General features: G+C 59.4%; 15 protein-coding genes, 1 tRNA gene and 1 pseudogene. 9 read left to right on the top strand and 8 right to left on the bottom strand.

Annotated elements, in window-relative coordinates; translation table 11 throughout:
* Positions 1–81: 81 nt before the first annotated feature.
* The 3 genes from Q0949_RS03400 (at position 82) to Q0949_RS03390 (ending at position 1985) form a co-directional block, all read left to right on the top strand.
* Positions 82–459: a DsrE family protein gene (locus tag Q0949_RS03400; RefSeq protein WP_299368572.1), complete on the top strand. Its 378-nt coding sequence runs from the start codon at positions 82–84 to the stop codon at positions 457–459.
* A gap of 71 nt (positions 460–530) precedes the next feature.
* Complete coding sequence (locus tag Q0949_RS03395; protein WP_299368569.1) at positions 531–1478, top strand: pyridoxamine 5'-phosphate oxidase family protein; 948 nt, start codon at positions 531–533, stop codon at positions 1476–1478.
* Positions 1479–1556: 78 nt separating this feature from the next.
* Positions 1557–1985, top strand: coding sequence for a GFA family protein (locus Q0949_RS03390; RefSeq protein WP_299368566.1), 429 nt, complete (start codon positions 1557–1559; stop codon positions 1983–1985).
* Positions 1986–2093: 108 nt separating this feature from the next.
* On the opposite strand, the gene Q0949_RS03385 is transcribed toward Q0949_RS03390, so the two are convergent.
* Positions 2094–2990 (bottom strand): LysR family transcriptional regulator, encoded by an 897-nt coding sequence (locus tag Q0949_RS03385; protein ID WP_299368563.1) that lies wholly within the window; start codon positions 2988–2990, stop codon positions 2094–2096.
* Positions 2991–3090: 100 nt separating this feature from the next.
* Between Q0949_RS03385 and Q0949_RS03380 the strand changes: the two genes are divergently transcribed.
* Entirely contained in the window at positions 3091–4242 is a 1152-nt protein-coding gene (locus tag Q0949_RS03380) for an FAD-dependent oxidoreductase (protein WP_299368560.1), read from the top strand.
* Between the two features lie 51 nt (positions 4243–4293).
* Positions 4294–5181 (top strand): SDR family oxidoreductase, encoded by an 888-nt coding sequence (locus Q0949_RS03375; RefSeq protein WP_299368557.1) that lies wholly within the window; start codon positions 4294–4296, stop codon positions 5179–5181.
* Positions 5182–5240: 59 nt separating this feature from the next.
* Here the strand turns inward: Q0949_RS03375 and Q0949_RS03370 are convergent, their stop codons facing one another.
* Entirely contained in the window at positions 5241–5834 is a 594-nt protein-coding gene (locus Q0949_RS03370; RefSeq protein WP_299368555.1) for a flavodoxin family protein, read from the bottom strand.
* A 155-nt stretch (positions 5835–5989) separates the two neighbouring features.
* Between Q0949_RS03370 and Q0949_RS03365 the strand changes: the two genes are divergently transcribed.
* Positions 5990–6910 carry a LysR family transcriptional regulator gene (locus Q0949_RS03365; protein WP_366523984.1) on the top strand — a complete coding sequence of 307 codons (921 nt, stop codon included), beginning with the start codon at positions 5990–5992 and terminating at the stop codon, positions 6908–6910.
* 10 nt (positions 6911–6920) lie between these two features.
* On the opposite strand, the gene Q0949_RS03360 is transcribed toward Q0949_RS03365, so the two are convergent.
* Positions 6921–7520 carry a TetR/AcrR family transcriptional regulator gene (locus Q0949_RS03360; RefSeq protein WP_299368553.1) on the bottom strand — a complete coding sequence of 200 codons (600 nt, stop codon included), beginning with the start codon at positions 7518–7520 and terminating at the stop codon, positions 6921–6923.
* 318 nt (positions 7521–7838) lie between these two features.
* Here Q0949_RS03360 and Q0949_RS03355 point away from each other — a divergent pair, with 318 nt between their 5' ends.
* The 3 genes from Q0949_RS03355 (at position 7839) to Q0949_RS03345 (ending at position 9665) form a co-directional block, all read left to right on the top strand.
* Complete coding sequence (locus Q0949_RS03355; RefSeq protein ID WP_299368548.1) at positions 7839–8309, top strand: hypothetical protein; 471 nt, start codon at positions 7839–7841, stop codon at positions 8307–8309.
* A gap of 749 nt (positions 8310–9058) precedes the next feature.
* Positions 9059–9439 (top strand): nuclear transport factor 2 family protein, encoded by a 381-nt coding sequence (locus Q0949_RS03350; protein WP_299368545.1) that lies wholly within the window; start codon positions 9059–9061, stop codon positions 9437–9439.
* Between the two features lie 4 nt (positions 9440–9443).
* A complete protein-coding gene (locus Q0949_RS03345; protein ID WP_299368542.1) occupies positions 9444–9665 on the top strand; it encodes a 4-oxalocrotonate tautomerase family protein in 222 nt (73 codons plus the stop codon).
* A gap of 226 nt (positions 9666–9891) precedes the next feature.
* On the opposite strand, the pseudogene Q0949_RS03340 reads toward Q0949_RS03345, so the two are convergent.
* The 5 genes and pseudogenes from Q0949_RS03340 to Q0949_RS03320 form a co-directional block, all read right to left on the bottom strand.
* Positions 9892–10699, bottom strand: a pseudogene (locus Q0949_RS03340) (transposase); the annotation flags it as partial.
* Between the two features lie 339 nt (positions 10700–11038).
* Positions 11039–11115: transfer RNA gene (locus Q0949_RS03335), tRNA-Arg, on the bottom strand.
* Positions 11116–11184: 69 nt separating this feature from the next.
* Positions 11185–12567, bottom strand: coding sequence for a HAMP domain-containing sensor histidine kinase (locus Q0949_RS03330; protein ID WP_299368539.1), 1383 nt, complete (start codon positions 12565–12567; stop codon positions 11185–11187).
* Positions 12568–12579: 12 nt separating this feature from the next.
* Positions 12580–13998: an FAD-dependent oxidoreductase gene (locus tag Q0949_RS03325; protein WP_299368536.1), complete on the bottom strand. Its 1419-nt coding sequence runs from the start codon at positions 13996–13998 to the stop codon at positions 12580–12582.
* 5 nt (positions 13999–14003) lie between these two features.
* The gene (locus Q0949_RS03320) at positions 14004–14735 is read right to left on the bottom strand and encodes a TVP38/TMEM64 family protein (RefSeq protein ID WP_299368533.1); all 732 of its coding nucleotides are present in this window, start codon (positions 14733–14735) and stop codon (positions 14004–14006) included.
* Positions 14736–14818: the final 83 nt, after the last annotated feature.

Below are 14818 nucleotides of genomic sequence, written 5' to 3'. Positions count from 1 at the left end.
ATAGTTGCGAGCAAATTTGCCGCGACCTATCCAATAGTTGAACGTTCGTTCGGCAAACACAAGACACAACAGGAACTCCCCATGTCCAAAACTGCAATCGTCATCTACTCGGATCCGCAAGCAAACTCCGAAGAAGCCCTTGGTCGCGTTTTCAACGCGATGTTTCTGGCCTACGAGCTGAAGGAAAAAGAGCAAGATGTCGCCCTCATCTTTCAGGGCACCGGCGTGCGCTGGGTCGCGGAACTGGTCAACCCGGACCACCCGGCAAATCCGCTTTATAATGCGATCGCGGACAAGGTGGCCGGTGCCTGCCTGGGATGCGCCGATGTCTTTGGCGCGACCGAGGACGTAAATGCGACCGGCGTTGCCCTGGTCGGTGACAAGGCGATCCCAGGCACGTCCGGCGTGATCGACCTGTCCCGCTACCTCGATGAAGGATATCGGCTCGTCACTTTCTAGGCGCGACGCGCTCCAGTGCATCGCCGCTCGGGCGGTGCACCCACTAACCGGAACCAAGGGGTATGCTTGCGATGTTTCATCCTGGTGAATTGGCGATCCAGCGCGCAACCGGCGTACGCGATATCGCTGCGGCAAACTCGAAACTGATCTGGTCGTCGATCCCCGACCACGTCGCCCCTTTCGTGGCGGCGCAATCATATTGCGTTGTCGGCGGGGTGTCCGCGGTTGGCGACGTGTGGGCGGATTTCCTTGTAGCAACCACCGGCTTTACGACTGTCGGCGCCAACGGCGCATCGGTCACATTGTCCCTTGGCTCTGACAAACTGGGCGCGCGGCATCTGGATCTGAATGCAGGAAGTCACCTTGGCTTGCTGTTCATTGATCTTGCGACGCGCAAACGGTTGCGGGTCAACGGCCGCATTGCCGGAGTGACGGGGCAAAAACTCACGCTGACCGTCGACCAAGCCTATCCCAACTGCCCCAAGTACATTCAGGCGAGGCACTTGACGACAACAGGTACGCCCGGCGACCCACATAGTGACGAGGCCGGTGCAAACCTGCCCGATCATGTCTTAACTTGGATCACGAATGCCGACATGTTTTTCGTGGCCAGCACCTCCACCGACGGATCGGCAGATGTCTCGCATCGCGGCGGCAAACCCGGCTTTGTCCACGCACGAGGTCAGACACTTTTCATCCCCGACTATCCCGGAAATTCAATGTTCAGCACGCTGGGGAATTTCCTGCTGAATCCAAGCGCGGGCCTCGTCTTTGTCGATTTCGAAACAAGTCGTCGTCTTCAGCTGACCGGGGATATCGAACTGGAATTCGACGCCCGTGGCGCATTGCCTGCCTCGGTCGACACAGGCCGATGGTGGAAGTTCCGCGCAAAGAAATACGTAATCTCACCCATGCGGTCACAGGTTTCAGCCAAATTTATCAGCGCGTCGCCGTTCAATCCCTCCGTCGCCGCGGCTTCCACACATTCAATTTCTCCCACGGCGCAGGACGCAGGCTGAACGCATTGCTCCGTGCAGATGCCGGGTTGAGCCTACTGCTGCCCCACAGGGCGCGATACCTCAAGAAAGGGTAACCTGATGACCAAACCTGAAGCGCAAAAAGCGAAAGGGCGTTGCCTGTGTGGCGCAGTCTCGTTCGAAGTCGCCAATGCTTTCGAAAAGCTGTTCTTGTGCAGTTGCGATCACTGCCGTCAAATTACAGGATCAGCGTTTGCATCCAATCTGTTCGTCGACGCCCGAGAGTTTGACTGGCTTGCAGGCACGGAAGAGATTGTCCGGTTTCAGGTCACGGGACGGGACATTTCCAAGTCGTTTTGCCGGATATGTGGGTCCGGCGTTCCGTGGCCCAATGGTGATGGCACAAAAATGATTGTGCCTGCCGGTGCGCTCAGCGGTCCTGTTAATACTGCTGAGCGGATGAGAATTTTCGCGTCTGAGCAACCAGAGTGGGCATCGGGTCTGGAGCACATTCCCACATATGCGACGTTCCCGAAAACTGAGGGCTGATGAACTCTGGATCAACGTCTCGTCGAAAGCCAGTTCGAGGACACCAATCGGTGACACCCGGAGCGACCCGACACCGGCTCATGACCAGTGTTTGCCGACGCCCGCGTGTCACGGTCCCGTTGCTGCACCCAGCGGCCCCTCGAAAAGCGCCGTGTCGGCGCGAGCCCCATCGATCATTGCGTCAAAAACGGCCCTGACCCGTCGATTGCGGCGCATGTCATTGTGACAAACGATCCAGAGGTCTCCCACCGGATTGTCGAGCACATCACCGACACGGCGCAGGCCCGGCCAGACTTCTCCCAGGATCATCGGCAGTGCGGCGGCGTGTTCACCCTGGGCGCACATAGCCGCGCGCAAGACCAACGAGCTTGCAAAGAATTGGGCACCATCGGCGGCATTGGGGTCAAAAGCGGTCGAGCCAAAATGCGCGGCGAGGCGAGGATCGCCCGCGTGACCGATATAAGTGTCCGGCGGATGATCCTCATCATGGTGGCTCGCGTCCGCCACATAAGTCGCCCATCGGATCGTGGCGAGCTTGCGACCGAACAAGGCATTCGAGCAGAGACGTTTGGGCCGGATCGCGACGTCCGCTTCGTGTCGCGACAAATCCAGCATCCTGTCGCTGCTCACAACCTGAACTTTCAATTTCGGGTGATCCCGCCCCAAAGCCGTCACATGACGCGCGACAAAGAATGACGACAACACCTCGCTTGTCGTGATCTTGACGGATCCCGACAACGTCTGGCTTTCACCGGAAAGATAACGCGCAACGCCGGCGGTCTCCTGCTCCATTTTCTCGGCGGCGTTCACGATGGCCGCACCCTCTTCTGTCGGGGTGTACCGTCCACCGTCCCGTTGAAATATCGGCATGTTGAGTTTGCTCTCAATGGCGGCAAGGCGACGGAATATGGTCGATGACGTCACCTTCAAATGATCTGCCGTTTCAGAAACCCTCCCGAAACGCGCGATATGCAGCAAAAGGTAGTAGTCGTCCCAATCAAGCATCTGCATTCTCACTTTTGCGATTCAGAGTCGCAAAGCTGTTCGTATACTCGCAGCAATGCAAGAGGTATTCGATCCGCCTGAAACAACAGGATAGATCAAAATGTCAAAAATCCTTATTGCGGGCGGTGGGTTTGCTGGGCTCTGGGCCGCCATGTCCGCTGCGGCAACGCGGCACCGCCAAAACGCGCACGACATCGGCATCACGCTGGTGTCCAAAGACACGCATCTGTGCGTCCGCCCACGTCTTTACGAAGGGGCGCGTCCCGAGATGTTGGTCCCATTGCAGCCCCTGCTGGACGCCATCGACGTCACCTTCGAACACAGCCGGATAGCCGCAGTGTCGTCCACCGCATTGCGGACCGAAACAGGTGTCATGATGGACCATGACCGGATGATCCTCGCCATGGGCAGCCATGTGGCGATGCCCCCCGTCCCCGGTGGCGCGGAACATGGCTTTGTCGTGGATGCGTACAAAGAGACCGCTCATCTTGACGCGCATTTGTCGAAGCTAAACACAAATATTCCCGGGGCACCTGCACTTATTGTCGTTGGGGCAAGTTTCAGCGGCCTTGAAATAGCAACGTCCTTGCGCGATCGCTTGGGGCCCGACGCAACGATCTACCTCATTGATCAGCAAGACGTCGCGGGCCAATCGCTTGGCGCCAGCCTGACCCAGGAAATCAAATCCGCGCTCGACAGGGCGAACATCCAATTCATAGGCGGCGAGATCTTGACCCAAGTCACCGCGGATCAGGTCGTCCTGCGTTCCGGCAGGGAAATTGATGCGCAAGCCACCATATTCGCAACCGGCCTGCGCCCTTCGCCCCTGGTCAAGGGCATGGGCCGTCCGGCCAGCGATGGGCGTCTGCAACTTGACCGGAACTTGAAGGTGATCGGCGAGATCGGCATGTTTGGCGCGGGCGATATCGGGATTGCCGCGGCGGACGATACACACAAGACCCTGATGTCGTGCCAACATGCGATGCCCATGGGGGTGGTTGCCGGCCAGAACGCTGTGCTTGATCTGCTGGGACACGACTTGCGCGACTTTGCTCAGCCTGACTATGCCACATGTCTCAGCCTCGGCATGTCAAACGCCGTGTTCACCCAAGGTTGGGACAGAACCATCGCGATGAAGGGCACCGACGGCGCCGCGATGAAAGCGCAGATCAACGAAAAATGGATCTATCCGCCCACACCCGATGTTGGACGCGACGCCATCTTTGACGCGATTTTACCGTCGCAGTCATGAGACCGGAACACACACCGCGTCATCCACCAATCAATTTCCAAGAGGTCTGACATGGCTAACACAAAAACAGTTCTCATCACAGGCGCAAGCCGCGGCATTGGGCGTCTTGCGGCGCTGACGCTGGCTGCAAACGGACACAAGGTATATGCCGGAATGCGCGACATCGTCGGGCGCAACCAAAAGGCGGCAGCCGACTTGCGGGCACAGGCAATGGCGGATGGGCTCGACCTCTCCCCGCTCGAGCTGGACGTCAGCGACGAGCAGGCCTGCCAAACGGCGATCGACACGATCGAAGTGCAAGGCCCTCTTGATGTGCTGGTCAACAATGCCGGGGTAATGCCCGTCGGTTTGACCGAAGCATTCACGATGGAGCAGACCGTCGATGTCTTCGACGTGAACCTCTATGGCATCATGCGTCTGACGCGGGCCGCGTTGCCGAACATGCGCGCCAGAAAATCCGGCTTGGTGATCAACCTCAGCTCTTCCGCCGGTCGGTTCGGGATGCCCTATTTCGGTATCTACTGCGCCAGCAAGTGGGCCGTGGAAGCCTATACCGAAGCGCTGCACCACGAGCTCGAGACCTTTGGCGTCGACTGTGTCCTGATCGAACCAAGCGGACACGGTACCGATCTGGTGGGTACGGCACCCGCCCCCCAGGACACAGAACGGCTGGACGCGTATGGCGATCTTGCAGCAGGTCGCGAGCGCCTTTTAGCCATGTTCGAACATATGTTCGAAACCGATCTGAACGGGACGGATGCCAACAATGTCGCAACGTCGATCAGCAAGGTGATCGAAATGACAGGCGGGCGGCCAATGCGCGTGCAAGTTGGGCACGACATGGGGGTGAGCGCAGTCAACGACGCAGTCGCCCCGATACAGGCCAAGCTGATCGACATGCTGAAACCGGTCTATCGCGGTGAGGTGCCAGATACCTGATCGCGGCACCCGGGCTCGACACCTCACGTGAACCTTGCGACTAACTGTCTGGCCTTTCTTCAGGCGGCCACGTCTGCCGAACTGCGTCCAGTGCCCCAGCGCTGGGCGGATTCCGCGACGCGGCGGCCAAGATACTCGGCGGTTTTGAGGTCAGAGCCAGCTGGCGCAACTTCGGGCGGCACGTCCGCATCCGCCTGCGACATCGCACCGAGAAACCCGCCAAGCCGGTTCAGATCATCGGGCGAGCCGGTGCTGGTGTTGTTTCCCGGTGGCAAGCCCAGTCCGACCCAGACCATGCCGTGTTGCATCGTAAAGTGATTTATCTGTTGGAGCGTGGCCAGTTTGTCGCCGCTCATGCCGGCGGAGTTTGTGAACCCCGCGGCAAGTTTGTCGCGCCAACGACCTTCAAGCCACCGCCCCGAGGTTTCGTCCAGAAATGCTTTGAACTGCGATGACGCGCTGCCGAAATAGGTGGGTGAACCAAAAATAATCGCATCGGCCGCGTCAATCACGTCCCAGTTGCGTTCGCGTTCTTCGACCGGGATCAGGGCGACCTCTGCACCGGGCACGGCGCATGCGCCACTCCGCACCGCTTCGGCCTGAACAGCCGTGTGGCCGTATCCACTGTGGTAGACGATTGCTATTTTTACCATTGCTTTCTCCAATATGGGCCGCGTCGATCCGACGGGCCAGATCGCGCCTGAAGGGGACACCACGGGTCTGGCGTTGGATTTCCATCCAAGCGCCCCAAGGGGTGTCTGGCTTGGATCTAGCCACGGAGAGCATCAATTGATAATATTGAGTTTTCATGCTTATGATCGAAAATTGCGATCGAATGGGGCCGCCGATGACTTTGGACCAACTTGTTGCTCTAGACGCAATTGTTGCCTCCGGCACCTTTCGCGGGGCAGCAGATCGACTGCACAAAGCGCAGTCCGCCATTAGCCATCAGATCAAGAAACTTGAGGATGAACTCGGGTTCGAACTTTTCCTGCGCGATGCCTACAGGCCCAGACTGTCGCCCGAAGGCGAGGTCTTTTTCCGCGAAGCAACGCGGGTTCTTGAACAGGTGCACGGGCTCAAGGCCGTTGCTGCCGGTCTCAGGAGTGAGCAGGAACCCGTGATTTCTGTGGTGATTACCGCCACGATGTCTCTCGACCCGATCCTCTCGATCCTTGGCAACGTCGGAACCGCCTTTCCGGGCACGCATCTGAGGCTGGTGACCGAGATGATGGGCGGTCCGCTCGCGCGGCTGATGGAAGGAAGTGCTGACCTGATCATTGCCGGGCTGGAGGGCGTGCCGATTGACGAAGTCGCAACTCTTCCGGTCGGCTCGATCACGATCCGCCCCGTCGCCAGCCCGGATTTCCCCGCCGCTCAGCGACCGGGGGTCAAGTCGCGTCGTGAAATGCAAAGCTATACACAGGTCATCGTATCAGGCACGGGTGGCAAGGACTTCGACCAGAGCAGAGACCTCTTGTCAGGCGGACAACGGTGGACCGTATCGGACTTTGAAGCCAAGAAGTCGATTATCAAGGCAGGGCTTGGCTGGGGCGGTGTTCCGGACCATTTGATGCGCGACGACCTCAAATCAGGTGCTCTTGTTCCCCTTGCAATCGAAGGCTACCCGCCACGGCACACAGAGATATTCGCGATCAGACGCCGCGATCGCCCGATGGGAACGGTCATGTCCAGCCTTTGGAGCAGCTTGGCAGAAAAATCAGTCTAGCACGCTTCATTCAGTCATGCCGCCAGCTCGCGTCCGATGAACCGGACCGAAACGCGACCAAGGCCGCGGCCTTGCTGGCCTCCGCGATCCGCGCCGCAATCGGTGCCGATCCCGTTGCCCGCGCGACAATAAGGGCGCCGATCAGCGACGTCAAAAAGGACCAGGCCTTCTGCTGTTTCTCAATTTCTGTAAGCGGTTCGGGAATACCCTTTGCGACTTCCTCCGCGATCTTCTGCATCAGATCGGTGTATTCCTGCTGTATGTCCGGCGCGGCCCGCACGACGTCGGGCGACAGACCCGCCATGGCGCAACCGTTCTCGATGTCCGCCCTATGCGCCTCTCCGAGGTAATAGTCCGCGAAGGCCTCTGGCCAGTCCGCACTGAAATCCTCGCGGAACTTGGGCAAGGCGGTCAGGACGTCTCTTAAACCGGCCAGCAAAGCGGACTGAAAGGCTCCATCCTTTGACTTCAGGTGCGCGTAGAATGCGCCGGACGTAACACCTGCTTCCTCAGCGATCGAATCCACGCCAACGCCCGCATAACCGGCCCTGCGGAAGTTCCGCCCCGCTGACGCAACCAGAGTCGCCCGCGTTCTCTCAGCTTTCTTCATCTGCTCTTCATCTCCAGATTAAAATATAACGAACGCTATTTTTTTATTGACGGCGCTCACCTGCCTCAATATCAAAATATAGCGACCGATATATTTTAACCTGCCGCAAGTAGCAAGGCTTTGGTCGGGGCAGGCAATTCGAAAGGAACAAAACACACCGCATGATCCCTCATGCGAACGGTGAAGGTTGCGCCATCAAGGCGCGGCCCAGGACAGCCGCCATTCATGCCTTCGTCCCGGCACGCGTACCCGACAGGGCAAGTCGCGGCCTGAACTTTTCTTACGACCACCAAGCAAACTTCCGGAAAGGAAATGACTATGAAAATCACCTCGATAGCGGGGGCCGCTCTGGCTCTTGCATTGTCCTCGACAGCCGCGCTTGCAGCCAGTTGCATCGACATTGGCGGCGTCGCCATTCCCAATTTCTACCCCGAAGGCGAAGGGCAGCCGATCATCATCTCGGCGACCCTTACGGGAACCATCGAACATGCCAGCGGTAAAATCCTCGCCACGCGGGAGACTGACACAGGTCTGGAGATGGACATGGAGCACTATTTCGGGCGCGGCGATGGCGGCGGCTTTCAGACCCGCGATCTCGGCGTTCTGACGGCAGTGCCGGGCAAGCCTGGGCGTTTCATGATCGAGATCACCTACGACCTCGATCCCTCCGTCACGCGCGGCACCCTGCATGGCTACTCCGGTCAATTCCAGAGCTACGGCCTAGTTGACTTGCGCAACAATGACAACCTCGTCGGTTTGGTGCGCTACAGCGGCGAGATTTGCCGCTGACCTCCATGATCAAGGGAGGCGTGCGGTGCGCGCCTCCTGCTTACCTCTTCGGAACGCACACGATCATCAAAGATATCCCAAATCCGGACATCACGTCGCGCGCGATACGCCGCTCAATGCTTCGCGTGTCCGAGCTGGGCGCCTCCAACTCATTTTACCGCGATGGCCGTGGGACGTCAGAGCGGCGCCGCAGCACACCTCCCAAAAGGGCGGCTCACATCGGTGTTCATGAGCCAAGGGTCCGCTGGGATGGCCGTATAGCCGACATGGCACTGCGACACCGCAACTTTTGGTAAGTACACCGGTCTCGGTCATGTCGCTCTGGCTGTGCGCGACACCCATGGCGCGTGCAATAGACTGATGAACATCGGGGCCGCAATGATACGCAGTCTAGGGCGAATGTTCATCGCGCATGCGGATTCCGGAAAGCAACAAGGACATCGCTTTGCTGTCGAATCCGGACGGCTACGAGATTGAATTGGTCAGGCAGGAAAGGTGGATTTGTTCCGCTTCATCACCGGCACGTGCGCACAACCCTCGATGATCTTCTTTTTAGATCACAAATATGAAAACTCGATATTAGGACTCGACGGTAAGGATAGGTAGATCAGGGTGAGACATCACAACGGAGTGTCCAATGAAGACCCTGTCGAAAAATCCCACTTGCACTGCCCCCGCCCTCTTCAAGCGCCGCTGCCGCAGCGCTCGTTTGTTGGCGCAACCCCCTTTCGGCCCGGAGGAACACTGAGATGACCGGATCGAACGACACCGAAGTCCGAGAGCTCATGACGCTCTACTTCGATGGGCTTTACCATTCGAGCAGCGACACGCTCCGCTCTGTTTTCCACACCGACCTCACCTACGTGAACGGTACGGCCGACACTTACGAGCACATGGGGCTCGAAGACTATATGGCGCGCATCGATGCGCGTACACCGCCAGCGACCCGCGGTGACCTCCGAGAGGAATTCATCGAAAGGATCGAGATCAAAGGAGATCGCATCGGCATCGTCGAAGCGCGCATGACGATGCTGGGCCGCAACTATCAAGATCTGCTGACAATCATCAAAACGGATGATGGATGGCGCGTACTCACAAAGGTTTTCTCATTTGTCGAAAGAAAGGACTGACGCAATGCCATATGTAAACATCAAGGTCACGCAGGAGGGCGGCCCCAACGGCACCGGGCCGTCGACGGACGAAAAGCAACGGCTTGTCGCCGGTGTGACGGACCTGCTCTTCAAGGTGCTCGGCAAGAACCCGGCCACAACCTTTGTCGTCATCGACGAAATTCCATTGGAAAACTGGGGCATGGACGGTCGTCAGGTCAGCACAATTCGGGCCGAGCGCGCCTGATCGCAAGCAACCTCATCTGCAGCTATTTCTGACCCGACCGCGGTGCCGCGCCATCTCGAATCCCAACGGCGCGGCACAAGGTACGGGGTCACGCGAGTGGCGTCAGAAAGTCGATTGTTTTCGAGAAGAATTAACAGGTTGCTGAAAAACTCGATGTGATCCGCTGGTGTCCGCGTTTTCGATTGGGTTGGGTTTGTTTTTCTGAGCGTTCGGTAACTTCCTGTGGTTATGCAGCGAATAACCTCGGCAGTCTTGCGAGATTGCAGACTGCAATCGTCCTGGTGAACAGGGCGCGGACCTTTTCGATGCCGCGATGGGCGGTCTGGGTCATGCCGCCAACCGTCTTGATCCAGCCGAAGCGTTCTTCAATCTTTTTGCGGGCCTTATGGGAAAGGCTTAGCCGGGATGCCGGGTGGACCGCCCGTCTTCGGCGGAATTTCGGGCCTTCTGTGCGATGTGCGGGGTGACGCAGGCCTGCCACAGTTCCGCGACGAAACCGGCGCTGTCGTATCCGTTGTCAGCGCCCAAGGTAAGTTGCCGCGCTGATCCTTGTGAATGCCGGTGGATCATTTCGAAAGCGGCTTTTCTCTCCGAATGCCCTCTGCATGGGTCAGGTCGGCCTGGACGATGGTTGCGTTTCGGTTTTCCATCAAAGTATGCCCCATGAAGCAAAACACCGCGCCGGTGCCGGGTGCCTTCTTGTAAAGCCGCGCGTCCGGGCCGGTAACCGAGGTGGCGTTCGAGCGCTTCTCGCCATGGAATTCGACCTCTGCGTTTAGGTCCTGGCGGAGCATGGCCGTCATCCACGGGGTTTCGGGCTGATCGGGCGTTGCAGGTGTCTCGTCGGTCGCCGGTAGCAGCGGGCCTCCGGCATCTTCTTTGCCCGGCGGCGGAGAACACTCGCTTGGTTGGAAGCTCGTCATCGTAGTCCTGGCTTTGATCAACGTGCCATTGACCGAGAAATGATCATCCGACAGGAGCGGCGCGACCTCCGGCTGCGCGCGGGTCACGGCCATGACCTTGCGCAACATGTCTACTTTCTGTCGGAGGCTACCCGGACCAATCAACCATTACAGCTAAAGCGGCCTTTTGCGCTTGCGGCGAACTGCGATCCATGTGGCCCAGACGGCAAAGCCTGCTTGAGTTAGAGAACGGCAAGTTTTAGCCGTCCCAATTGGTCAGTCCCACTTGCTTGCCCCTTTTGCGCGATTGTCAGTATCTCGCCTCTTCATTCGAGGGTCTAAGACACGCGGTGGCGAATCCCTACTTGATGACTGTCCGTGCTTGGCTGATTGGGAGCGCATTTTCCCCAACGAAAAGGCACGATCGCGATCAAAGAAGAAACTTATGTTCGTTTTCGCAAGTTGCTTGAGTGGCGGACCGAGGAGGATTCGAACCCCCGACCCCCTGATTCGTAGTCAGGTACTCTATCCAGCTGAGCTATCGGTCCACTGGCGGGCGGTTTAGTCCTGTGTTCCGGGCAATGCAAGAGGGTAATCGGGGAAAACGGGATCCACCGTCAAATACCGTCGCCTTTCGGCAGCCGGATGGAAAACACTGTGCCGCCCGGCCCTGTCCGGTCGAGTTCCAGCGCACCGCCGTGGCCCTTGATCAACTCCTGTGCGATGGCGAGGCCTAGGCCGGTGCCACCCTTGCTCACGCCACCTTGGAACGGTTGGAACAGATGTTCCTGCGCTTTTTTCGGCAGTCCGGGGCCAGTGTCGGTGATCTCGATCCACCACGTGCTGTCATCCTCGTAGGCGGAGACGTTGATCTCTCCGGGTTGGCCGCTGGCGATGATGGCCTGGCGGGCATTGCGGACAAGGTTCGAGATCACGCGGAAAAGCTGTTCGCTGTCGGCCCGCAGGGTGAACAGCGGCGGAATGGTTTCGCTGAGCGACAGGTCATGGTCACCCACGGCAAGCCGTTCGCTGTCCAGCACATCGGCGACAAGGTCATCGAGCGTCAACATGGTGAGGGTCGGGCTGGGTTCCTCGGCCTTGCCGAAGGCAAGCGTGCTTTCGCACAGATGCACCGCACGGGTGATCGAGCCCACGAGCTTGGGCGCCATGCGGCGCACCAGCGGGTCTTCGGAGGCCTCGATCCGATCGGTGAACAGCTGTGCAGACGTCAGGATGTTGCGCAGATCGTGGCTGATCTTGGAGACGGCAGAGCCAAGCTGCGCCAGGCGGTCCTTTTGGCGCAGGGCCGAGATCAGCTCTGTTTGCAGGCTGCGCAGCGCCTCTTCGGCCTCGCGCAGTTCGGTGACACCTGCGTTGGGGGTGATGATGCGGCGCACGTCCTCGGGGGCGGCGGCGTAGTGTTGCATGTGACCGACCACACCGCGGATCGGTTTGACGATGATCGCGCGCACCGCAAAAAAGAGCAGCATGGCCGTAAAGATGGAGATGACCGCGGACAGCACGAGAATGCGGACGCCGTAATCCAGCATGGCGGCCCGCATTGGCGCGGTTTCCATCGTGATCTCGATCAAGAGACCCGCCTCTCGCACAGGCGCGCCGATGACACGGATCACCTTGTTTTCAGGCTCTACCAGCCGCATCATCGCATCACGGATCAGCACCATCGCTGTGCCGTCGCGCAGATCAAAGGTCGCGTCGATGGGGCGTGGCATCGGGGTAGCCAGCATCAGCTGGCGCACCTCGTCCCGGCGTAGTACCACGTTGAACACCCCGGCGTTTTCCAGCAGCTCTTCTTCGAGTTCGCTGTCGATCATGTCATCGGCCAGCAGCGCCAGCGACGCGATCTGAGACCGCTCCAGCCGGGTCAGCAGGTATTCCTCCCGGAACCGGGCGATGGAGGGCACAAAGATCAGCACTTCGGCCAGCATCACGAAGATGGTTGTGAGGATCAGGAAACGACCGGAGAGGGAATTCAACATGCCGCTATCTGGTCAGGGAATGAGCCGTTGCACAAGCCCGACAACCCGTTTGACCAGATCACTTTCGAACAGGCGCGGGCTGAAATAGGCCCCGGCGGCGCGTTTGTTGACCTCACCGATGGTTGGGTAAGGCGCGACCATCGCGGCGACCTGGCTCATCTTCATGTTGTTGGCCAGCACCAGTGCCCACAGGTTGATCAACTCGCCCGCCTGATGGCCCGCAATCGTGGCGCCCACGGGGCGTCCCTTGACCACCATCACCTTGATCAGGCCTTTGGTCTTGCGTTCGGCGATGGCCCGGTCGTTGTGTACGTAGTGAAACCGCACGACCTCTAGCTTGTCCCCGTGGGTGTCGCGCGCCTGCGCCTCGGTCAGGCCTACCTGCGCCAGTTCGGGGTCGGTGTAGGTGGCCCACGGGATGTGGCTGGTCTTGGCCTTGGAAGGCAGCGCAAAGAGCATCGAACGGATGATCACCCCCGCATGGTAGCCTGCAACGTGGGTGAATTGCAGCCCGCCCGCCACATCGCCAATGGCATAGACACGGCGGTTGGTGGTTTTCAGACTGTCATCGACCTTGATGCCCGTACGGGTGGTTTCAATCCCCGCGGCCTCGAGGCCCAGATCGGCCGTATTGGTCTTGCGCCCCACGGCCACCAGCAGGTGTGTACCGTGCACGCTCTGCCCATCTTCGGTATGCACTGTGACAGCGCCCGCCTTGCCCTCGATACGGGAGGCTTGTGCGCCTTCGATGATCTCGATGCCTTCGGCGCGCAGGTTGTCCAGAACGATGGCGGCCGCCTCCGGATCGTCCTTGCCCAGCGCGGTGTCGCCTTCGATCACCGTCACCTTGGATCCCAGACGCACATGGGCCTGCGCCATCTCCATGCCGATGGGACCGCCGCCGATGATCAGAAGGTGTTCGGGCCGTTCGCGCAGTTCCCACAGGGTTTCGTTGGTCAGATAGGGCACGTCGTTGATGCCCTCGATCGGCGGCACCAGCGGGCTGGAGCCGGTTGCGATAACGATCCGGCGCGCGGTGATCACTGTGTCACCTGCCTGTACTTCGCGGTCCGAGATGAACGTGCCGAATTCGCGGATCACCTCGACGCCCAGCCCCTCGAAACGGTCCTGGCTATCCACAGGCTCGATCTGGGAAATGACACCCTGCACGTGGTCCTTTGCCCCGGCATAGTCGATCTGCGGCACCGCATCGGCCACGCCATAGACAGAACTGTGCGCCTGTGCGTGCGCGGCCTTACCGCTTGCGATCAGCGCCTTGGACGGCACACAACCGTAATTCAGGCAATCGCCGCCCATCTTGTGCCCCTCGAGCAGGGTGACCCGCGCGCCCATCTGGACAGCACCGGCCGCTACGGACAACCCGCCCGACCCGGCGCCAATGACCAGGATGTCAGTCTTGATACGTTTCATGGATGTCAGAGACCTTTTTTGCCGCGTACGGCCTTGAGAACGATGGGCAGCGCCGCGAGGGCACATAGACCAAGGATGGGCAGGAGGATCGCCGGTTCAAATATGATTCCCAGATCTGGTGTTTCACCGCGGTCAAATACCTCGCCCAGGCCTGCGCCCACGGAGGTATAGACCACCGCGCCCGGGATGATGCCCAAAAACGTGGAAATCACGTAGCGGCCCAGTGGCACGCCGACCAGCGCAGGCACGAGGTTGGCCACAAAGAATGGCACCGCCGGCACAAGCCGCATCAGGAACAGCATCGACCACTGGTTTTCATCGATGCCTTCCTTGATCTTCTTGATGGCGCCCTGGCTTGTGTCCATCTTCGCCGCAAGGCGCGCGCCGAGGCCCCAACGAGCGGCAAGAAAGATGCCCACCGCCCCCAGCGTGGCGCCGATCACGTTGAACAAGGCGCCCGGGAAGGTGGCAAAGAGGAACCCGCCCGTCAGCGTCATGATCGACGCACCGGGCAGCGAAAAGGCGACAACCGCCATATAGGCCAACACGAACACGACCGCTGTCGCGACATAGTTACTGTCGCGGAAGGCAAGCAGCGCCTCGCGGTTGTCGGCCAGGGTTTGGAAATTGAGATAATCGCGCAGCGTAAAAGCGCCGATGGCCGCGACAAGGGCGATACAGATCAACGGCAGGTGCCGGATCAGACCGGGTTTGCGGGGGTGGCTCGTATCGGACATGCCTGTTCCTTCTTTGTCATCTGCCATCATGTCACCCTGTGCTGGGTGTGTTGTGCCCTAAATGCACGCCGTTGGGGTGACGA

The organism is uncultured Tateyamaria sp. (genome assembly GCF_947487805.1).
GTDB lineage: Bacteria > Pseudomonadota > Alphaproteobacteria > Rhodobacterales > Rhodobacteraceae > Tateyamaria.
Note: the sequence above shows the minus strand (reverse complement) of the source record. Positions and strands in the feature narration are given on the sequence as shown.